Here is a 19,776-nt window from a genome sequence, read left to right as displayed (position 1 = left end):
TCTTACTTCTTCTTCGCGCGCGTCTGCGCGGCGACGGTCTTGATCCGGGCGATGTCACGGCGGGCCTCGCGCAGGCGCGAGGTGTTCTCGAGCTGCCCGGTGGCGCGCTGGAAGCGCAGGTTGAAGCGCTCCTTCTTCAGGTTCAGGACGGCGTCGTCCTGCTGGTCGGGGCTCATCGCGCGGATGTCTTCGATCTTCATCTGGACCATGGCCATTACTCCGCAATGCGCTCGACGAAGCGCGTCTTGATCGGCAGCTTGGCGGCCGCCAGGGTCAGCGCCTCACGCGCCGTCTGGGTGTTGACGCCGTCGATCTCGAACAGCACCCGGCCCGGCTTGACGCGCGCGACCCACAATTCCGGCGAACCCTTGCCGGAGCCCATGCGGACTTCGGCCGGCTTCTTCGACACCGGAACGTCGGGGAACACGCGGATCCAGACGCGGCCGGCGCGCTTCATGTGGCGGGTCAGCGCGCGGCGAGCGGCTTCGATCTGGCGCGCGGTGACGCGCTCAGGCTCGGTCGCCTTCAGGCCGAACTGGCCGAACGCCAACGTCGCGCCCGAAGACGCAACGCCGTGGATGCGGCCCTTATGCGCCTTCCGGAACTTCGTTTTCTTAGGTTGCATCATGGCTTTAAGCCCTCAAATTCCTGTGCGGCTTTAGGCTGCAGCCGTATCGCGGCGCTGACGGCCACCACGATCACCACTGCCACCCGTCTCGCCTTCGGCCATTCTCTTGTCCTGGGCCATCGGATCGTGCTCGAGGATCTCGCCCTTGAAGATCCAGACCTTGACGCCGCAGGTGCCGAAGGTCGTGAACGCGGTCGCAACGCCGTAGTCGATGTCGGCGCGCAGCGTGTGCAGCGGCACGCGACCTTCGCGATACCACTCCATGCGCGCGATTTCCGCACCGCCCAGACGTCCCGAGCAGTTGATGCGGATGCCTTCCGCGCCGAGACGCATCGCCGACTGAACGGCGCGCTTCATGGCACGGCGGAACGCCACGCGGCGCTCGAGCTGCTGCGCGATCGACTCGGCCACCAGCGTCGCATCGAGTTCCGGCTTGCGGATCTCGACGATGTTGATGACGACGTCGGACGAGGTGATGTCCGCGACCTTCTTACGCAGCTTGTCGATGTCGGCGCCCTTCTTGCCGATCACCACGCCCGGACGAGCCGAGTGGATGGTGACGCGGCACTTCTTGTGCGGACGCTCGATCACGATGCGGGCGACGGCCGCCTGCTTGAGCTCCTTGTGCAGGATCTCACGGATCTTGACGTCCTCGTGCAGCAGCTTGCCGTATTCCTGCTTGCCGGCGAACCAGCGGGAATCCCAGGTGCGGTTGATGCCGAGACGCAGACCGATCGGATTGATCTTTTGACCCATCGTGTTCTCCTGCGCCCTTAAGCGGCTGCTTCGGCTTCGACCTGACGAACGATGATCGTCAGCTGCGAAAATGGTTTGTAGACACGGCCCGAACGGCCACGGCCACGAGCGGCGAAGCGCTTCATCACGAGGCCGTTGCCGACGAAGGCCTGAGCCACGACGAGATCGTCGACGTCGAGATCGTGGTTGTTCTCGGCATTGGCGATAGCCGATTCCAGGCACTTCTTCACGTCGACCGCGATCCGCTTGCGCGAAAACTGCAGATCGGCGAGCGCAGCAGCTGCCTTCCGGCCGCGAATGAGCTGGGCGACCAGGTTGAGCTTCTGCGGGCTCACCCGCAGCATCCGGGCGACCGCCTTGGCCTCGTTCTCGGCGAGGCTCCGTTCGCGCTTAGGTTTGCTCATCGTTTAATCCTCAAGCCTTCTTGGCTTTCTTGTCGCCGGAGTGGCCATGGAAGGTCCGGGTCGGCGAGAACTCGCCGAACTTGTGACCAACCATTTCCTCGTTGACGGCCACCGGCACGTGCTTCTGACCGTTGTAGACGCCGAAGGTCAGGCCGACGAACTGCGGCAGGATCGTCGAGCGACGGCTCCAGATCTTGATGACGTCGTGACGGCCGGACGCGCGGGCGGCATCTGCCTTCTTGAGCAGAGAACCCTCGACGAACGGGCCTTTCCAGACTGAACGAACCATGTCCGGCGTTCCTTACTTCTTCCGCTTGTGGCGGCTTAGGAGAATGAATTTGTTGGTCGACTTGTTGGTGCGGGTCTTCTTGCCCTTGGTCGGCTTGCCCCACGGGGTGACCGGGTGGCGGCCGCCCGAGGTACGACCTTCACCACCGCCGTGCGGATGGTCGATCGGGTTCATCGAAACACCGCGGTTATGCGGCTTGCGGCCCAGCCAACGGTTGCGGCCGGCCTTGCCGATCGAGGTGTTCATGTGATCCGGGTTCGACACCGCGCCGATCGTGCCGCGGCAACGGCCGTGCACCAGGCGCTGCTCGCCCGAGTTCAGGCGGATGATCACGTAGTCCTGGTCGCGGCCGACGAGCTGGGCATAGGTGCCCGCGGAACGGGCGAGCTGGCCACCCTTCCCGATCTTGACCTCGATGTTGTGGATGATCGTGCCGACCGGCATGTTGCCGAGCGGCATGACGTTGCCCGGCTTCACGTCGACGTAGTTGCCGGCGATGATGGTGTCACCCACGGCCAGGCGCTGCGGCGCCAGGATGTAGGCCTGCTCGCCGTCCTGATACTTGATCAGCGCGATGAAGCCGGTGCGGTTCGGATCGTACTCGAGACGCTCGACGGTCGCGGGGACGTCGATCTTCTCGCGCTTGAAATCCACGGTGCGCAGCGTCTTCTTGTGGCCACCGCCACGGAAGCGCACGGTGATGCGACCGGTGTTGTTGCGGCCGCCCGAGGAGTGCTTGCCCTCGGTGAGCGCCTTGACCGGCTTGCCCTTGTAGAGGGCCGAACGATCGACCATGACCAGCTGGCGCTGGCCCGGCGTCGTAGGATTGAATGTCTTCAGTGCCATCGTCGTACGACCTTACAGACCGGTGGTGACGTCGATCCGGTGGCCCTCTTCGAGGGTCACGATCGCGCGCTTGGTGTTCGACTGCGAGCCGAGATTGCCGCGGAAGATCTTGGTCTTGCCCTTGCGGACCAGCGTGTTGACGCTCTTGACCTTGACGTCGAACAGCTTCTCGATCGCTTCCTTGATCTGCGGCTTGGTCGCCTTGGCGGCCACCTTGAACAGCACCTTGTTGTGCTCCGAGGCGATCGTGGCCTTTTCGGTCACGACCGGCGACAGGATCACGTCGTAGTGGCGAGCCTCGATGTTCTTCGTCATTTGAAGCGCGCCTCCAGCGCATCGATGGCGGCCTTGGTCAGAACGAGCTTCTGACGGCGCAGGATGTCGTAGACGTTGATGCCCTGGATCGGCAGCACGTCCATGTTCGGGATGTTGCGGGCCGCAGCGGCGAAGCCGTTGTTGAGCTCGGCGCCGTCGATGATCAGCGCGTTGGTCAGACCCAGACCCGAGAAGTGACCGAGCAGCGCCTTGGTCTTGGCGGCTTCCAGCGCGGCCTTCTCGATCACGACGAGATCGCCGTCCTTGGCCTTGGCCGAGAGCGCATGCTTCAGCGCCAGCGCGCGGACCTTCTTCGGCAGGTCGGTGGCGTGCGAACGCACCACCGGACCGAAGGCACGGCCGCCGCCGCGGAACTGCGGCACGCGGGCCGAGCCGTGACGAGCACCGCCGGTGCCCTTCTGCTTGTACATCTTCTTGCCGGTGCGCCAGATCTCGGCGCGGCCCTTGGCCTTGTGGGTGCCGGCCTGACGCTTGTTGAGCTGCCACTGCACGCAACGCGCAATGATGTCCTGGCGCGGCTCGAGGCCGAAAATGGTGTCGGACAGCTGGACCGAGCCGGCTTCCTTACCTTCGAGGGTGGTGACCTTCAATTCCATCTCACGCACCCTCCTGCTGGGCCGCAGCCTCGGCTTCGCCACCGGCAACCTTGAACTTGCCGGGCTTCGGAGCTTCCTTCGGCAGCGGCTTCTTGACGGCGTCGCGCACGCGGATCCAGCCGCCCTTGGAGCCGGGAACGGCGCCTTCGACGAGGATCAGGCCACGCTCGACATCGAGCTGAATGACGCGAAGGTTGAGCGTGGTGATGCGGTCGACACCCATGTGGCCGGGCATCTTCTTGTTCTTCCAGGTCTTGCCGGGGTCCTGACGGCCACCGGTCGAACCGATCGAGCGGTGCGAGACCGAGACGCCGTGGGTAGCGCGCAGACCGCCGAAGTTCCAGCGCTTCATGCCGCCGGCGAAGCCCTTACCGACCGAGGTGCCGGTGACGTCGACGAACTGGCCGACGACGAAGTGGTCGGCGAGGATCTCGGCGCCGACCGGGATCATGGCATCCGCGGTGACGCGGAATTCCTCGACCTGCCGCTTCGGCTCGACCTTGGCGACCGCGAACTGGCCGCGCTCCGCCTTGGGCATGTAAACGGTCTTGCGGCTGCCAGAACCAAGCTGGAGCGCGACGTAACCGTTCTTCTCTTCGGTACGGTGGCCCACGACCTGGCAATTGCCGAGCTTCAGCACGGTCACGGGGATATGTTCGCCGGCCTCAGTAAAGACCCGCGTCATCCCGACCTTTTGTGCGATCACTCCGGAGCGCATCGGCTTGCTTCCTGTTCTTTCTGTCCGCTTGCGCGAACGGGATCCAAAAATCTTAGAGCTTGATCTCGACGTCGACACCGGCGGCCAGGTCGAGCTTCATCAAAGCATCGACGGTCTGCGGGGTCGGATCGACGATATCGAGCAAGCGCTTGTGAGTGCGCATCTCGAACTGCTCGCGGCTCTTCTTGTCGACGTGGGGCGAACGGTTGACGGTGAACTTCTCGATGCGGGTGGGCAGCGGAATGGGTCCGCGGACCTGCGCGCCGGTGCGCTTCGCCGTGTTCACGATCTCGCGGGTCGACGTATCGAGGATACGATGGTCGAACGCCTTGAGACGGATACGAATGTTTTGGCCGTTCATTGCCGTGGTCTCTCTTCAGTGGGGTGGCGAATAGCGAATAGCGAATGTCACCATTCGCTACTCGCCGATCCCTGTTCTCGTAATTACTCGATGATCGAGGCGACGACGCCGGCGCCGACGGTGCGGCCGCCTTCGCGGATCGCGAAGCGGAGCTTCTCTTCCATCGCGATCGGCACGATCAGGTGCACTTCCATCGCGATGTTGTCGCCCGGCATCACCATCTCGGTGCCTTCCGGCAGGTGCACGACACCGGTCACGTCGGTGGTGCGGAAGTAGAACTGCGGACGGTAGTTGGTGAAGAACGGGGTGTGGCGACCGCCCTCTTCCTTGGTGAGGATGTAAGCCTCAGCCTTGAACTTGGTGTGCGGCTTGACCGAACCCGGCTTGCACAGCACCTGGCCGCGCTCGACGTCTTCGCGCTTGGTACCGCGGAGCAGCGCACCGATGTTGTCGCCGGCCTGGCCCTGATCGAGCAGCTTGCGGAACATTTCGACGCCGGTGACGGTGGTCTTCTGGGTCGCACGGAGACCGACGATCTCGATTTCCTCGCCGACCTTGACGATGCCGCGCTCGACACGGCCGGTCACGACGGTGCCGCGGCCCGAGATCGAGAACACGTCTTCAACCGGCATCAGGAACGGCTGGTCGATCGGACGCTCCGGCTGCGGGATGTACTCGTCGACGTTCTTCATCAGCTCGAGGATGGCGTCGTGGCCGAGCTTCTTGTCGGAATCTTCGAGAGCGGCGAGCGCCGAACCCTTGATGATCGGGATCTTGTCGCCCGGGAAGTCGTACTTCGAGAGCAGCTCGCGGACTTCGAGCTCGACGAGCTCAAGCAGTTCCGGATCGTCGACCATGTCGCACTTGTTGAGGAACACGACGAGTGCGGGCACGCCGACCTGGCGGGCGAGCAGGATGTGCTCGCGGGTCTGCGGCATCGGGCCGTCAGCGGCCGACACGACCAGGATCGCACCGTCCATCTGGGCGGCGCCGGTGATCATGTTCTTGACGTAGTCGGCGTGGCCGGGGCAGTCGACGTGGGCGTAGTGGCGGTTCGGCGTCTCGTACTCGACGTGCGCGGTCGAGATGGTGATGCCACGCGCCTTCTCTTCCGGCGCCTTGTCGATCTGATCGTACGCGGTGAACGTCGCACCGCCGGCTTCGGCGAGAACCTTGGTGATCGCCGCGGTCAGCGACGTCTTGCCATGGTCGACGTGACCGATGGTGCCGATGTTGCAGTGCGGCTTGTTACGTTCAAACTTTGCTTTGGCCATTTGACTCTCCGTTCAATCGTCAGTTCGTGACCGACGACAATCAGGCAAACTTCTTCTGGACTTCTGCCGACACGTTGGCCGGCGCTTCTGCGTAGTGGTCGAACTGCATGGTGAAGGTTGCGCGCCCCTGGCTCATCGAGCGCAGGTTATTCACGTAACCGAACATGTTCATGAGCGGCACCATCGCATTGATGACGTTGGCGTTGCCGCGCATGTCCTGACCCTGGATCTGACCGCGCCGCGAATTCAGGTCGCCGATGACCGAGCCGGTGTAGTCTTCCGGGGTCACCACTTCGACCTTCATGATCGGCTCGAGCAGGACGGACTTGCCCTTCTGCAAGGCTTCGCGGAATGCCGCGCGCGATGCGATTTCGAAGGCGAGCGCCGACGAGTCGACGTCGTGATACTTGCCGTCGACGAGCTGAACCTTGACGTCGACCACGGGGAAGCCCGCGACGACACCAGAGCTCATCACGCTGTTGAGGCCCTTTTCAACGCCGGGGATGTATTCCTTCGGAACCGCACCACCGACGATCTTGGATTCGAACTCGTAGCCCTTGCCGGGCTCGTTCGGCTCGACCACGATCGACACTTCCGCGAACTGACCGGTACCGCCGGTCTGCTTCTTGTGAGTGTACTTGACCTCGGCCTTCTTGGTGACGCGCTCACGGAACGCAACCTGGGGCGCGCCGATGTTGGCGTCGACCTTGTAAGTGCGGCGGAGAATGTCGACCTTGATGTCGAGGTGGAGTTCGCCCATGCCCTTGAGAATGGTCTGGCCGGACTCCTGGTCGGTCGACACGCGGAAGGACGGATCCTCCGCAGCGAGCTTGGCCAGAGCCACGCCCAGCTTTTCCTGGTCGGCCTTGGACTTCGGCTCGATCGCGATCTCGATGACCGGCTCGGGGAATTCCATCTTCTCGAGGATCACCTGCTTGTCGGGATCGCACAGCGTGTCACCGGTGCGCGCTTCCTTCAGGCCGGCCAGTGCGACGATGTCGCCGGCATAGGCTTCCTTGATGTCTTCGCGATTGTTCGCATGCATCAAGAGCATGCGCCCGATGCGCTCCTTCTTCTCACGGGTCGAGTTCACGACGCCGGTGCCGCTCTGCAGAACGCCGGAGTAGATGCGGCAGAAGGTGATGGTGCCGACGAACGGGTCGTCCATGATCTTGAACGCGAGCAGCGCGAGCGGCTCCTTGTCGTCCGCCTTGCGCACGACTTCGTTGCCGCGATCGTCGGTGCCCTTGATCGCGGGCACGTCGATCGGCGACGGCAGATAGTCGACGACGGCGTCGAGCAGCGGCTGAACGCCCTTGTTCTTGAAGGCCGAGCCGCACAGCACGGGATAGAACGCGCCGGTCAGGACCGCCTTGCGGATCAGCCGCTTCAGCGTCTCTTCGTCCGGTTCCTTGCCGTCGAGATAGGCGGCCATGGCGTCGTCGTCGAGCTCGACGGCGGCTTCCACCATCTTCTCGCGGTATTCCTTGGCCTGCTCGACCAGATCTTCCGGGATGTCGACATAGTCGAACTTCGCGCCGAGCGATTCATCGTTCCAGATGATGCCCTGCATCTTCACGAGGTCGACGAGACCCTTGAAGTTGTTCTCGGCACCGATCGGAAGCTGGATCGCGATCGGCTTGGCGCCGAGGCGGTCGACGATGTCGGCCAGGCACTTGAAGAAGTCGGCGCCGGTCTTGTCCATCTTGTTGGCGAAGACGATGCGCGGAACCTTGTACTTGTCGCCCTGGCGCCAGACGGTCTCGGTCTGGGGCTCGACGCCCTGGTTCGAGTCGAGCACGCAGACGGCGCCGTCGAGCACGCGCAGCGAACGCTCGACTTCGATGGTGAAGTCGACGTGGCCGGGGGTGTCGATGATGTTCAGGCGCTTGCCGGCCCAGAATGCAGTGGTCGCAGCCGAGGTGATCGTGATGCCACGCTCCTGCTCCTGCTCCATCCAGTCCATCGTCGCGGCACCTTCGTGCACTTCGCCGATCTTGTGGCTCTTGCCGGTGTAATAGAGGATGCGCTCGGTGGTCGTCGTCTTACCGGCATCGATATGCGCCATGATACCGAAGTTGCGGTAATTCTCTATGGCATGAACGCGGGGCATAGGGTGTTCCTTAGATTCCGTGTGTCGCCGTTACCAGCGATAGTGCGAGAAGGCGCGGTTGGCTTCCGCCATCCGGTGCACGTCTTCACGCTTCTTGACGGCATTCCCGCGGTTGTTCGACGCATCCAGGAGCTCGGCCGAGAGCCGCTCGGTCATGGTCTTCTCGTTGCGATCACGCGCAGCGGAGATCAGCCAGCGGATGCCCAGCGCCTGACGGCGGGTCGAACGAACTTCGACCGGAACCTGGTAGGTCGCGCCGCCGACGCGGCGGGAGCGCACTTCGATCGTCGGCATGACGTTCTCGAGTGCCTGCTCGAACACGCCGAGCGGGTTCTGCTTGGTCTTGGTTTCGATGATACCGAACGCACCGTAGACGATGCCTTCGGCGACCGACTTCTTGCCGGCGTACATCACCGAGTTCATGAACTTCGTGACGATGATGTTCCCGAACTTCGGATCGGGAAGGACTTCGCGCTTTTCCGCTGAGTGGCGACGAGACATGGAGCTGGTTCCCGCTTACTTCGGACGCTTCGCGCCGTACTTCGAACGACGCTGCTTACGGTTCTTGACGCCCTGGGTATCCAGAACGCCGCGGAGGATGTGGTAGCGCACGCCGGGCAAGTCCTTGACGCGACCGCCGCGGATCATGACCACCGAGTGCTCCTGGAGGTTATGGCCTTCACCGGGGATGTAGCCGATCACCTCGAAGCCGTTGGTCAGGCGCACCTTGGCGACCTTACGAAGCGCCGAGTTCGGCTTCTTCGGGGTCGTGGTGTAGACGCGGGTGCAAACACCACGCTTCTGCGGCGACTGCTGCAGCGCCGGCACCTTCTTGCGCGACTTCTGCACTTCACGCGGTTGAGCGATCAGCTGGTTGATCGTCGGCATCCTGGCCTTACCCTTTGTTCTGTCGCAGACCTTTTTCGGATCCGCTGTCTTGCCGCAGCCCGTCGCCGGGACTGCAAATTCTTTCGAGCTACCCGCCCGACGAGGTCGCCTTCCGCGGAACAATCCGCACAAAGCGAAATCGCGCCAACCGCCCCATCAACGGGCGGAAAGCGCTTCGACGCCACAGAGGACCGCAGTATTGAGGCCGCTCAGCATAAAGCCGCGGCCCGCGCACTGAGGTCATGCATCCGAATTCGATCTCAAGAGAATAAGCTCAAGAGAACTAGAATCGCACTGGCATTGCCTAGCTATGATCGACAGCGTTTGAGCGGCATTCGTCGAGGTTGGTGCCCGCCTTTTAGCGATCCCTGGTGGCTTTAGTCCTTGGGGATCTAACGGGTGGCCCGTTCCGACGCTGGCGATGCTCACCGCCTGTCGTTAAGTGAGGCGCTTTCTATGCGTGAGAATCGATCAAGTCAAGGCGAAACGACAGCCACGAAGCGCTTCAGGAGCCTGTCAAAATCGCGGTTTGCCGCCCTCGCCGCACCACTCCGATATGGGAACGGACTCTCGGTTCCGCCAGCTTGAGAATTATTATACCCGGGCGAAAAGTACTTTTATAACCACGGCTAAGGCTTTTTTTCCTGTTGATGCGTCAATCTGGGCCCTTCGGCAGGAAATGGGCGCCATGCGGTACACCGACATTGCCATTATCGGCGGCGGATTGGCGGGCTCGACCGCCGCCGCGATGCTCGGCCGGGCCGGAATTTCGACCGTCCTGATCGATCCGCATGAGAGCTATCCGGCGGACTTTCGCGTCGAGAAACTCAGTGGTCAGGAGCAGGTTGGGCGATTCCTGAAGACCGGAATCGCAGAATCAGTGCTGCGCCGCGCGACCTTTACCGGCGAGAACTGGATCGCCCGCTTCGGCCGCCTGCTCGACAAGGCACCGAGCCGGCAGTTCAACATCCTCTACGATTCCCTAGTCAACGCGGTCCGCGACGAAATCCCCGCTTCCGTCGAGCGCATCTGCGCCAAGGCCATCGCCGTCGAGACGAGCGAGGAGCGGCAGCGGGTCGTGCTCTCCAATGACGAGACGATCTCGGCCCGCCTGGTGGTGCTCGCCAATGGCCTGAATGTCGGCCTGCGCCACCAGCTCGGTATCACCCGAAAAGTCATCAGCGCCTGCCATTCGATCTCGATCGGGTTCGACATCGTCCCGGTCGGGCGCCCAGCATTCGCCTTCCCGGCTCTGACCTACTTCTCCGAACGTCCGAGCGACCGCATCCCGTACGTCACGCTGTTTCCGGTGGGCACGCGGATGCGCGCCAATCTGTTCGTCTATCGCGCCTGCGACGACCCCTGGCTGCGCGAGCTGCGCCGCGCCCCGACCGAGACGCTGGATGCGGCCCTGCCCCGGCTCGAGGCCGTCACCGGCCCGTTCGAGATCCCGGGCGAGATCAAGATCCGCCCGGTCGATCTCTACGTGAACGATTGCCGCGGCCAGCCCGGCCTCGTGCTGGTGGCCGATGCCTTCGCGACCTCCTGCCCGGTCGCCGGCACCGGCTGCGACAAGGTCTTCACCGACGTCGAGCGGCTCTGCAACGTCCACATCCCGGCCTGGCTCGCCTGCGACGGGATGAGTGCGGCCAAGATCGCTGCCTTCTACGCAGATCCGGTCAAGCGGGCCTGTGACGAATGGTCGGCGGCGAAGGCGTTCGACTTCCGCTCAGTCTCGATCGGTAGGAGCCCCTACTGGACGGCGCAGCGCTGGGCCCGCTTCATCGCCTGGTCGGCTCAAGGCCTGCTGCGGCCGCTTGGAGGCGCCTTCGAGCTGGAGCCGAACTTGCTCGGTCATTCCTCCTCGTCGTCCTCGTCCTCGGCATCCTCGAGGTCGTCTTCGTCCTCATCGTCCCTGCCGTCGTCGGCGTGAGCCGCCGCGCCGTGCGGCTGGTGGATCTGGTCGTTCCACAGCTTGCGATAGGTCCCGTTCTTGGCGAGCAGCTGGGCATGCGAGCCGCGCTCGATCGCCCTGCCCCCTGAGATCACGATGATCTCGTCCATCTCCACCACCGAGGTCAGGCGGTGGGTCGACCAGATCATGGTGCGGCCCTTGGCGACCTTGAGCAGCGTGCGGTTGATTGCGGCTTCCGTGGTCTGGTCCAGCGCCGAGGTGGCTTCGTCCAGCAGCAGCACCGAGGGGTTGCGGATGACCGCGCGCGCGATCGCGATGCGCTGGCGCTGACCGCCCGACAGGGTGTCGCCGCGCTCGCCGACCGGCGTGTCGTATCGCTGCGGCAGGCTCATGATATAGCGGTGGATCTCGGCCTTCTTGGCGGCCTCCTCCACCTCCTCGTCGGTCGCGCCCTCCTTGCCGAGCCGGATGTTCTCGCGGATCGACATGTTGAACAGCATGTTCTCCTGGAACACCACCGCCATGCTCCGGCGCAGCGAATCCAGGGTCACCTTGCGGACGTCGACGCCGTCGATGGTGACCCGCCCCTCGTCGGGCACGTAGAGCCGCAGGATCAAATTGAGCAACGTGCTCTTGCCGGAGCCGCTGGGGCCCACGATCGCGATGCGCTTGCCCGCGTTGAGCTTGAGACTGAGATTGTCCAGCACCGGGGTCTGACTGCCCTCGTACTGGAAGGTGACGTGATCGAACGTGATGTCGTTGGTGATGCGCGGCAAATCGGGCGCGCCGGGGCGGTCGGCAGCGCGGGTCGGCTCGTCCAGCAGCTCCTGCATGTGCCGGATCGCCGCCGCCGAGGAGATCGACACCGGGATGAAATGCATCACATGGGCGATGTTGTAGGAGACCTCCCAGAAGGCGCTCTCGAAGGTGACGAAGGTGCCGATGGTGATCTGGCCCTTGGTGGCAAGATAAGCGCCGATCGCGAGCACCACGAGGTGCAGCATCAGCACCGAGATGGTGACCGTCCGCTCCACCATGGTCGACAGGAACGCGGCTGAGGCGATCTTGTCGCGCGCCTCGTGGTTGCGGAAGGTGAAGAAGCCGAACATCTTGCGCTGCAGGCTGAACGCCTTGATCACGGCCTGCGCCGCCACGTTCTCCTGCACCATGCCGAGCAGCGCGCTCTCGTTGAGCTTCTGCTCGTAATTGGCCTGCACCGCCTTGGGCGTCAGGATCCGCGGGCCGATCAGTGTGATCGGGAACACGAGCAGCGCGACCGCCGCGAGCTGCCAGTTCAGGAACACCATCAGGATGATGCCGGCGATCAGCTCCAGAAACGGCAGCGCGGCACTGTTGGCAAACGTCTTGACCGAGCCTTCGAAGGCCGACAGGTCGACGGAGAAGCGCGACAGGATCTCACCGCGCTTGGTGCGGCCGAAATAGGCCGCCGGCAGGTCCTGAACGTGCTCGAACAGGCGCTTGCGGACGTCGGAAATGATGCAGGCGGCCAGCCGCGCGTCCCAGCGCTCGTACCAGACCGCGACGATCGAGGTGAAGATGCCGGCGACGGCGAGCACGCCGAGGATCTTGTACAGCGCCTGGAAGTCCTCCTCCCCGAGCGCGTCGTCGATCAGGAACTTGAGGCTGAGCGGCATGATGACGTTGAACAGCGTCTCGACGCAGACGCCAAACGCCACGAAGGACAGCATCCGCTTGTAGTTCGCCAGGAACGGCTTGACGAACCCGACGATGGTCGCGAGCGCGCCCGCGGCCTCGCGCGCGGTAAAGACGACGAGGTCCTCGTCCTCATCATCGTCGTCGAGCTCCAGCTCGTCATCCGCCTCGTCTTCGGCATCCTCGTCGTCTTCGAGGTCCGGCTTGGCAGTCGACGCGAGCTTGTCGTCGAGCTCGGCCGCCTCTTCGGCGGCGAGCTTCTGTTTGTCGGGCGAGAAAGGCTTGGATGCCATGAAACCAACCGATGCTGACGGCCGGCATGACCGCAGAGAAAGCAGGACATAGCGGAAAGCCGCTATTGCACCGATTCTATGCGATCAGGATGAATTCGGCAAAACAATTGGCGAATTCGACACGCGCCCCGCGGCTAATCCTCGTCCTCGTCCTCGACCTTGTCGAAGAAGGAATAGCGCAGGCTGTCGGCGTCGGCGTACCACTGCCCCGGCCCCTTGTTGGCGGCGAGCGTCGCCTCCCAGAGCGCATCGGTGCAATCCTTGCGGTGCATCGAGAGGTCGAAACCGTTGCCGAAGAACAGTTCGGACCATTCCCACCACGTGCCGAGTTTCTTGACCCCGCGCAGGAGGTCGTAGCGGTCGATCAGCGCGGGCGCCATGTCCGAGGTAATCGAGCCGAACACGAGGCCGGTCTTGACCACGCGGTTCAGTTCCTTGATTGCGCGGACCACCTGCTTCGGGGAAACGTGGCAAAGGCTGGTCTCGAACACGAAGTCGAACGCGCCGTCCTTGAACGGCATGTCGGTGATCGAGCCGAGCTTGTTGTACTTCTTCAGTGCCTTCGGCGTCCTGGCGTGGATGGCGCGGTTGCTCTCGATGCCGAAGGCATCGATGCCGCGCTCGCGCAGCGCGCCGACCAATTCGCCGCTGGCCGAGCCCGCGACGAGCAGCTTGGCACCCTTGGTCTTGCCCCAGACGATGCCGAGCAGCCGGGTGAGGTAATCGGGATCGGTGAAGTGGCGCCATGCCTCGTGATAGGGGCCGAGGCCGCGATAGTTCTCGAAATAGTCCCGATCGATCTTGTCGGAGAGCGGCTTGTCGTCCTGCGCGCGCTCGCGGCGCAGGCGCATCATCTCGGTCAGGATGATGTCGGTTGCCGCATCCGAGGAGTCGAGCAGGCCGTTCAGCGTCGAGTCGAACAGATAGTCGCCGACCACCACGATGCCGGGATGCTCCTTCGGCTCGGGCCGGTGATTGGTCATGACATCGCGCACCGGCAGGCCGCCCGGAATCGCGTTCACCGACGACAACCAGCGATGGATCTTGCCTTCCATGAAATGCAGGCGCGCATCGCCGAGCGAGGCCGGCAGCGATTTCAGCGCGGCATCGATCAGCTCCTGGTCGGACAGATTGGCGAAGGCCAGCGCGTCGGAGCCGGGAATCAGCCAGTTCAACACGCCGTGCTTGCCGACGTCGTGGCGCGCACCCTCGTTGTAGACGCAGCAGCCGCCGAAGGCTTCCGACATGAACCAGGCGCCTGGAATCTTCTCGCCCCAGAACGGCGTGTCGAACAGGATCGAGACGCGCAAATAGTGCGCGGGACGGTCGAAGTAAGAAACGTGCTTGACCATCGACTTGCGGAGCTGTTCGCCTTCCCACCCCATGGTGGCGAGCCAGGAATGCGGCAGGCAGACCAGCACGAGATCGAAGTCGCGCGTCTCCGGTCCCTTGCCGTTCATCATCTTGAGCTGGTAGCGGCCGGTCGGCGCCTTGCCGACGGTTAGCACGCGGTGATTGAGCTGGATGTCGGCGTTGACCTCCGACTGCAGGCATTCGATCAACTGCTCGTTGCCGTTCTGGATGGAATAGAGGCCGATATAGCCGTCGACATCCATCAGATAGTTCTTGAGCGCGTTGAGGCCGTTGGTGTTGTGGCTCTCGGTGGCGATGTCGGAGCGTGCCATCACCTTGAAGAACCGCTTTGCGGTTTCGTCCTCGACCTCCTCGTCGAGCACCTGCTCGGCGGTCTTGTAGGCCCAGGGATTCTCATTGTCGTGCGCGCCGACGCCCTCGTAATATTCGATCGGTGACATCGCCTCAGCACAACGCTTGCGGAACGCCTCGATCGCCGCGGCGGTCTTGGCGCCATACTTGCGGCGCATGCCCGGCACGTCGTCGAGAAGCTCGCCGCCGAACTGCACCTGCTCGGCATCCATCGGAATCGTCTGCAGCCCGAAATGCTGGATCAGCTCGCGCAGCGGATCCGGCCCGGTCATCGAGTAGTCGTAGATCTCGGCAACGCCGGCCTCGTACATCGCGGGCGCGGAATCGAATTTGCGGGTGACGATCTTGCCGCCGAGCCGATCGGAGGCCTCGTAGATGGTGACGCGACAGAGGTCGCCGAGCTTGCGCTTCAGATACCAAGCGCTCATCAGCCCGCCGGGGCCGCCGCCTACGATTGCAAGATCAAGCATGTGAGTTCCGTGGTCTCCGGCCCGCCCCCTTCACGGGACCACCGGTCTAAACTCTCCTAGCAGAAGCGCTTTTGCGGCTGAAGGAAAGATGAACAAAGGTTGATCTCGCATCGCAACAGACAAGCAAAGCAACAAAAAGGCCGGCTTTCGCCGGCCTTTTCATTGTCCTCGGTAGTCCTACGGATGAACGATCATTCCGCGGGCGGCAGCGCAGGAAGCTCCGCTTCCGGCGCGGGCGACACGACCGCCGCCTGCTTCTCGCGCTCGTCCAGGATCAGCTTGTCGCGCTTCATGGCGACTTCGCGAATCTTGGCCATGGAGGCGCCGGTGCCTGCCGGAATTAGCCGGCCGACGATGACGTTCTCCTTGAGGCCTTCGAGCGGATCGACCTTGCCGTTGACCGCCGCTTCCGTGAGGACGCGGGTGGTCTCCTGGAACGAGGCCGCCGAGAAGAAGGAGCGGGTCTGGAGGCTCGCCTTGGTGATGCCGAGCAGAACCGGCGTCCCCGTAGCGATCTTCTTGCCCTCTTCCTTCGCCTTCTCGTTCAGCGCGTCGAACTCGATCTTGTCGACCTGCTCGCCGGAGATCATGTCCGTGTCGCCCTGGTCGGTGACTTCCACCTTCTGGAGCATCTGACGGACAATCACCTCGATGTGCTTGTCGTTGATGAGCACGCCCTGGAGCCGGTAGACCTCCTGGATCTCGTTGACCAGGTAGGCCGCGAGTTCCTCGATGCCCTTGACCGCCAGGATGTCGTGCGGCGCCGGGTTGCCTTCCACGATGAAGTCGCCCTTTTCGACGACGTCGCCGTCCTGAAGGTGGATGTGCTTGCCCTTCGGGATCAGGTACTCGCGCGGCTCGTCGGTCTTGTCCATCGGCTCGATCGAGATGCGACGCTTGTTCTTGTAGTCGCGTCCGAACCGGATGGTGCCCGAGATTTCGGCAATGATCGCCGCATCCTTCGGACGCCGTGCCTCGAACAGTTCCGCCACCCGCGGCAGACCGCCGGTGATGTCACGCGTCTTGGCGCTTTCGGTCGAGACACGGGCGAGGATATCGCCCGGATTGACCTTGGCGCCGACGTCGACCGAGAGAATGGCGTCGACCGACAGCATGTAGCGGGCATCGCCGCCACGGGCGAGCTTGAGCACCTTGCCGTCCTTGCCCTTGACCACGATGGCCGGACGCAGGTCCGCGCCGCCGCGGGTCGAGCGCCAGTCGATGACCACGCGCTTGGCGATACCGGTGGCTTCGTCGAGCGTTTCCGAGATCGACTGCCCCTCGACCAGATCCTCGAAGCCGATGGTACCTTCGACCTCGGTGAGGAGCGGACGGGTGTAGGGATCCCACTCGACGATGCGCTGGCCACGCTTGACCATGTCGCCTTCGTCGACGTGCAGGCGCGAACCGTACTGAACGCGGTGCGTCGCACGCTCGGTGCCGTCGGCATCGACGATCGCCACCACCATGTTGCGCACCATCGCGACCAGGTGGCCTTCGCTGTTGCGGGCGATGGCCTTGTTCCGGATCACGATCTTGCCGTCGAAGTTGGCTTCGACGAACGACTGCTCGTTGAGCTGCGCCGCACCACCGATATGGAAGGTGCGCATGGTGAGCTGGGTGCCCGGCTCGCCGATCGACTGCGCCGCGATGACGCCGACCGCTTCGCCGTGGTTGACCGGCGTGCCGCGGGCGAGGTCGCGGCCATAGCACTTGCCGCAGATGCCGTTGACGAGTTCGCAGGTCAGCGCCGAGCGGATCTTCACCTCCTGCACACCACCCTGCTGGATGGCGTCCAGATGGCTTTCTTCCATCAGCGTATCGCGCTTGATGATCACCTTGCCGGAGCTGTCACGGATATCTTCGCAGGCCGTGCGTCCGAGGATGCGCGAGCCGAGCGAAGCCACCACGGTGCCGGCATCGACGATGGCGCGCATCTTGATGCCGAGCTTGGTGCCGCAGTCGCTCTGCGTGATGATGCAGTCCTGCGCGACGTCGACGAGACGACGGGTCAGGTAGCCCGAGTTCGCGGTCTTCAACGCGGTGTCCGCGAGGCCCTTGCGGGCGCCGTGGGTCGAGTTGAAGTACTCGAGAACCGAAAGGCCTTCCTTGAAGTTCGAGATGATCGGCGTCTCGATGATCTCGCCCGACGGCTTGGCCATCAGGCCGCGCATGCCGGCGAGCTGGCGCATCTGGGCCGGCGAACCGCGGGCGCCGGAGTGAGCCATCATGTAGATCGAGTTGATGTCGGCATCCGCTCCACTCGCCGTCTTCTTGGTGGAGGAGATCTCCTTCATCATCGCCTTGGCGATTTCTTCCGTGGCCTTCGACCAGGCGTCGACGACCTTGTTGTACTTCTCGCCATGGGTGATCAGGCCGTCGTTGTACTGCTGCTCGAAATCCTTCGCCAGCGTACGGGTGGTGTCGACGATCTTCCACTTGGAGTGCGGCACGACCATGTCGTCCTTGCCGAACGAGATGCCGGCCTTGAACGCGTTGTAGAAGCCGAGCGCCATGATGCGGTCGCAGAAGATCACCGTCTCCTTCTGGCCGCAGTGGCGGTAGACCTGGTCGATGACGCCCGAGATCTCGCGCTTGGTCATCAGCTTGTTGATGATCTCGTACGGGACGCGCGGGTTCTTCGGCAGCAGATTGCCGAGCATGACGCGGCCAGCGGTGGTCTCGATCCAGCGCTTCGAGATCTTGCCGGTCTCGTCGATGCCTTCCCACCGGTACTTGATCTTGGTGTGGAGGTGGATGACCTTCGCGTGCAGCGCGTGCTCGAGTTCGGCCATCTCGCCGAACACCTTGCCCTCGCCGGGCAGGCCTTCGCGCATGATCGAGACGTAGTAGAGACCGAGCACGATGTCCTGCGACGGCACGATGATCGGCTGTCCGTTCGCCGGGTGCAGGATGTTGTTGGTCGACATCATCAGGACGCGCGCTTCCAGCTGCGCTTCGAGCGACAGCGGGACGTGCACGGCCATCTGGTCGCCGTCGAAGTCGGCATTGAACGCGGAGCAGACCAGCGGGTGAAGCTGGATCGCCTTGCCCTCGATCAGCACGGGCTCGAACGCCTGGATGCCGAGACGATGCAGCGTCGGTGCGCGGTTGAGCAGCACCGGATGCTCGCGGATGACCTCATCCAGGATGTCCCAGACCTCGGGCCGCTCCTTCTCGACCAGCTTCTTGGCCTGCTTCACCGTGGTGGACAGGCCCTTGGCGTCGAGCCGCGAATAGATGAACGGCTTGAACAGCTCGAGCGCCATCTTCTTCGGCAGGCCGCACTGATGCAGGCGCAGCTCGGGACCGACCACGATCACCGAACGGCCCGAATAGTCGACACGCTTGCCCAGAAGGTTCTGACGGAAGCGGCCCTGCTTGCCCTTGAGCATGTCGGCGAGCGACTTCAGCGGGCGCTTGTTGGCGCCCGTGATGACGCGGCCGCGGCGGCCGTTGTCGAACAGCGCATCGACCGCTTCCTGAAGCATGCGCTTCTCGTTGCGGATGATGATGTCGGGCGCGCGGAGCTCCATCAGCCGCTTCAAGCGGTTGTTGCGGTTGATGACGCGGCGGTAGAGGTCGTTCAGATCCGACGTCGCGAAGCGGCCGCCGTCCAGCGGCACCAGCGGACGCAAATCCGGCGGAATCACCGGGACCACGGTCATGATCATCCATTCCGGCTTGTTGCCGGAGTGGCGGAACGCTTCCACGATCTTCAGGCGCTTGGCGAGCTTCTTGTGCTTGATGTCGGAGTCGGTCTCCTGCATCTCCAGGCGCAAGGTCGCCTCGAGCTTCTCGAGGTCCATGCCCTTGAGCAGCTCGCGGATCGCTTCCGCGCCGATCATGGCGGTGAAGCTGTCCTGGCCGTACTCGTCCTGCGCCTTCAGATACTCGTCTTCCGACAGCAGCTGGCGGTCCTTCAGCGCGGTGAGGCCCGGCTCGAGCACGACGTAGTATTCGAAGTAGAGGATCCGCTCGAGATCCTTCAGCGTCATGTCGAGCAGCAGGCCGATGCGCGAGGGCAGCGACTTCAGGAACCAGATGTGGGCGACGGGGGCTGCGAGCTCGATATGGCCCATGCGCTCGCGCCGGACGCGCGACAGCGTGACCTCAACCGAGCACTTCTCGCAGATGATGCCCTTGTACTTCATGCGCTTGTACTTGCCGCACAAGCACTCGTAATCCTTGATCGGCCCGAAGATGCGGGCGCAGAACAGGCCGTCGCGCTCGGGCTTGAAGGTGCGGTAGTTGATGGTCTCCGGCTTCTTGATCTCGCCGTAGGACCAGGACAGAATCTTCTCTGGAGACGCGATCGAGATCCGGATCTGGTCGAAGACCTGAGCCGGCGTCGTCGGGTTGAAGAGATTCATAATTTCTTGGTTCATCGTCTTCTCCTCGCGTGCCGGTCGCCTCCGGCCGCAAATTCGAAAATCACTCAAGCAGGGCGCCCTGCCCTCAAGGCATCGGGAGGGGCGCCAATGCCCGGC

General features: G+C 63.4%; 18 protein-coding genes. 1 reads left to right on the top strand and 17 read right to left on the bottom strand.

What is annotated here, in order from left to right; all coding sequences use genetic code 11:
• Positions 1 to 2: 2 nt before the first annotated feature.
• The 14 genes from rpmC to rpsL form a co-directional block, all read right to left on the bottom strand.
• Positions 3 to 209 (bottom strand): 50S ribosomal protein L29, encoded by a 207-nt coding sequence (gene rpmC, locus XI04_RS35940; protein WP_247526456.1) that lies wholly within the window; start codon positions 207 to 209, stop codon positions 3 to 5.
• 5 nt (positions 210 to 214) lie between these two features.
• Complete coding sequence (rplP, locus tag XI04_RS35935; RefSeq protein WP_008136349.1) at positions 215 to 628, bottom strand: 50S ribosomal protein L16; 414 nt, start codon at positions 626 to 628, stop codon at positions 215 to 217.
• A gap of 30 nt (positions 629 to 658) precedes the next feature.
• A complete protein-coding gene (gene rpsC / locus XI04_RS35930) occupies positions 659 to 1,384 on the bottom strand; it encodes a 30S ribosomal protein S3 (RefSeq protein WP_014494500.1) in 726 nt (241 codons plus the stop codon).
• Positions 1,385 to 1,401: 17 nt separating this feature from the next.
• Positions 1,402 to 1,788, bottom strand: a complete 387-nt coding sequence (gene rplV / locus XI04_RS35925) for a 50S ribosomal protein L22 (protein ID WP_008136353.1) — start codon at positions 1,786 to 1,788, stop codon at positions 1,402 to 1,404.
• Between the two features lie 10 nt (positions 1,789 to 1,798).
• Positions 1,799 to 2,077 (bottom strand): 30S ribosomal protein S19, encoded by a 279-nt coding sequence (rpsS, locus tag XI04_RS35920; RefSeq protein ID WP_008136357.1) that lies wholly within the window; start codon positions 2,075 to 2,077, stop codon positions 1,799 to 1,801.
• A gap of 12 nt (positions 2,078 to 2,089) precedes the next feature.
• Positions 2,090 to 2,923, bottom strand: a complete 834-nt coding sequence (gene rplB, locus XI04_RS35915; RefSeq protein ID WP_018322265.1) for a 50S ribosomal protein L2 — start codon at positions 2,921 to 2,923, stop codon at positions 2,090 to 2,092.
• A 12-nt stretch (positions 2,924 to 2,935) separates the two neighbouring features.
• The gene (locus XI04_RS35910; RefSeq protein WP_018322264.1) at positions 2,936 to 3,238 is read right to left on the bottom strand and encodes a 50S ribosomal protein L23; all 303 of its coding nucleotides are present in this window, start codon (positions 3,236 to 3,238) and stop codon (positions 2,936 to 2,938) included.
• A complete protein-coding gene (gene rplD, locus XI04_RS35905; RefSeq protein WP_020508797.1) occupies positions 3,235 to 3,855 on the bottom strand; it encodes a 50S ribosomal protein L4 in 621 nt (206 codons plus the stop codon). The genes XI04_RS35910 and rplD overlap by 4 nt, the downstream gene beginning before the upstream one ends.
• A 1-nt stretch (position 3,856) precedes the next feature.
• Positions 3,857 to 4,573: a 50S ribosomal protein L3 gene (gene rplC / locus XI04_RS35900; RefSeq protein ID WP_271608881.1), complete on the bottom strand. Its 717-nt coding sequence runs from the start codon at positions 4,571 to 4,573 to the stop codon at positions 3,857 to 3,859.
• A 52-nt stretch (positions 4,574 to 4,625) separates the two neighbouring features.
• On the bottom strand, positions 4,626 to 4,934 hold the full coding sequence (gene rpsJ / locus XI04_RS35895) for a 30S ribosomal protein S10 (RefSeq protein ID WP_002712302.1): 309 nt from the start codon (positions 4,932 to 4,934) through the stop codon (positions 4,626 to 4,628).
• Positions 4,935 to 5,017: 83 nt separating this feature from the next.
• Positions 5,018 to 6,208 carry an elongation factor Tu gene (gene tuf / locus XI04_RS35890; protein ID WP_008136415.1) on the bottom strand — a complete coding sequence of 397 codons (1,191 nt, stop codon included), beginning with the start codon at positions 6,206 to 6,208 and terminating at the stop codon, positions 5,018 to 5,020.
• Between the two features lie 40 nt (positions 6,209 to 6,248).
• Complete coding sequence (gene fusA / locus XI04_RS35885; protein ID WP_038950207.1) at positions 6,249 to 8,321, bottom strand: elongation factor G; 2,073 nt, start codon at positions 8,319 to 8,321, stop codon at positions 6,249 to 6,251.
• 30 nt (positions 8,322 to 8,351) lie between these two features.
• Positions 8,352 to 8,822, bottom strand: coding sequence for a 30S ribosomal protein S7 (gene rpsG / locus XI04_RS35880; RefSeq protein WP_018322260.1), 471 nt, complete (start codon positions 8,820 to 8,822; stop codon positions 8,352 to 8,354).
• Between the two features lie 15 nt (positions 8,823 to 8,837).
• Complete coding sequence (rpsL, locus tag XI04_RS35875) at positions 8,838 to 9,209, bottom strand: 30S ribosomal protein S12 (protein WP_007603006.1); 372 nt, start codon at positions 9,207 to 9,209, stop codon at positions 8,838 to 8,840.
• A gap of 688 nt (positions 9,210 to 9,897) precedes the next feature.
• On the opposite strand from rpsL, the gene XI04_RS35870 reads away from it, so the two are divergent.
• A complete protein-coding gene (locus XI04_RS35870; RefSeq protein ID WP_271608882.1) occupies positions 9,898 to 11,142 on the top strand; it encodes an FAD-dependent oxidoreductase in 1,245 nt (414 codons plus the stop codon).
• On the opposite strand, the gene XI04_RS35865 is transcribed toward XI04_RS35870, so the two are convergent.
• From XI04_RS35865 to rpoC, 3 genes are all read right to left on the bottom strand, one after another.
• Positions 11,064 to 13,091, bottom strand: coding sequence for an ABC transporter ATP-binding protein (locus XI04_RS35865; protein ID WP_095426225.1), 2,028 nt, complete (start codon positions 13,089 to 13,091; stop codon positions 11,064 to 11,066). The two genes, XI04_RS35870 and XI04_RS35865, sit on opposite strands and share 79 nt — an antisense overlap.
• A gap of 134 nt (positions 13,092 to 13,225) precedes the next feature.
• Complete coding sequence (locus tag XI04_RS35860) at positions 13,226 to 15,286, bottom strand: FAD-dependent oxidoreductase (protein ID WP_092260223.1); 2,061 nt, start codon at positions 15,284 to 15,286, stop codon at positions 13,226 to 13,228.
• Between the two features lie 191 nt (positions 15,287 to 15,477).
• A complete protein-coding gene (rpoC, locus tag XI04_RS35855; RefSeq protein ID WP_028141011.1) occupies positions 15,478 to 19,674 on the bottom strand; it encodes a DNA-directed RNA polymerase subunit beta' in 4,197 nt (1,398 codons plus the stop codon).
• Positions 19,675 to 19,776: the final 102 nt, after the last annotated feature.

Source organism: Bradyrhizobium sp. CCBAU 11430 (assembly GCF_028128855.1).
GTDB lineage: Bacteria > Pseudomonadota > Alphaproteobacteria > Rhizobiales > Xanthobacteraceae > Bradyrhizobium > Bradyrhizobium ottawaense.
The sequence above is the reverse complement of the archived record's forward strand: the minus strand, read 5'-3'. Positions and strand labels throughout refer to the sequence as shown.

Excerpts from the sequence above, each read along its gene's own strand:
- rpmC (WP_247526456.1), bottom strand. The coding sequence starts at position 209 with ATGGTCCAGATGAAGATCGAAGACATCCGCGCGATGAGCCCCGACCAG.
- rplP (WP_008136349.1), bottom strand. The coding sequence starts at position 628 with ATGATGCAACCTAAGAAAACGAAGTTCCGGAAGGCGCATAAGGGCCGC.
- rpsC (WP_014494500.1), bottom strand. The coding sequence starts at position 1,384 with ATGGGTCAAAAGATCAATCCGATCGGTCTGCGTCTCGGCATCAACCGC.
- rplV (WP_008136353.1), bottom strand. The coding sequence starts at position 1,788 with ATGAGCAAACCTAAGCGCGAACGGAGCCTCGCCGAGAACGAGGCCAAG.
- rpsS (WP_008136357.1), bottom strand. The coding sequence starts at position 2,077 with ATGGTTCGTTCAGTCTGGAAAGGCCCGTTCGTCGAGGGTTCTCTGCTC.
- rplB (WP_018322265.1), bottom strand. The coding sequence starts at position 2,923 with ATGGCACTGAAGACATTCAATCCTACGACGCCGGGCCAGCGCCAGCTG.
- XI04_RS35910 (WP_018322264.1), bottom strand. The coding sequence starts at position 3,238 with ATGACGAAGAACATCGAGGCTCGCCACTACGACGTGATCCTGTCGCCG.
- rplD (WP_020508797.1), bottom strand. The coding sequence starts at position 3,855 with ATGGAATTGAAGGTCACCACCCTCGAAGGTAAGGAAGCCGGCTCGGTC.
- rplC (WP_271608881.1), bottom strand. The coding sequence starts at position 4,573 with ATGCGCTCCGGAGTGATCGCACAAAAGGTCGGGATGACGCGGGTCTTT.
- rpsJ (WP_002712302.1), bottom strand. The coding sequence starts at position 4,934 with ATGAACGGCCAAAACATTCGTATCCGTCTCAAGGCGTTCGACCATCGT.
- tuf (WP_008136415.1), bottom strand. The coding sequence starts at position 6,208 with ATGGCCAAAGCAAAGTTTGAACGTAACAAGCCGCACTGCAACATCGGC.
- fusA (WP_038950207.1), bottom strand. The coding sequence starts at position 8,321 with ATGCCCCGCGTTCATGCCATAGAGAATTACCGCAACTTCGGTATCATG.
- rpsG (WP_018322260.1), bottom strand. The coding sequence starts at position 8,822 with ATGTCTCGTCGCCACTCAGCGGAAAAGCGCGAAGTCCTTCCCGATCCG.
- rpsL (WP_007603006.1), bottom strand. The coding sequence starts at position 9,209 with ATGCCGACGATCAACCAGCTGATCGCTCAACCGCGTGAAGTGCAGAAG.
- XI04_RS35870 (WP_271608882.1), top strand. The coding sequence starts at position 9,898 with ATGCGGTACACCGACATTGCCATTATCGGCGGCGGATTGGCGGGCTCG.
- XI04_RS35865 (WP_095426225.1), bottom strand. The coding sequence starts at position 13,091 with ATGGCATCCAAGCCTTTCTCGCCCGACAAACAGAAGCTCGCCGCCGAA.
- XI04_RS35860 (WP_092260223.1), bottom strand. The coding sequence starts at position 15,286 with ATGCTTGATCTTGCAATCGTAGGCGGCGGCCCCGGCGGGCTGATGAGC.
- rpoC (WP_028141011.1), bottom strand. The coding sequence starts at position 19,674 with ATGAACCAAGAAATTATGAATCTCTTCAACCCGACGACGCCGGCTCAG.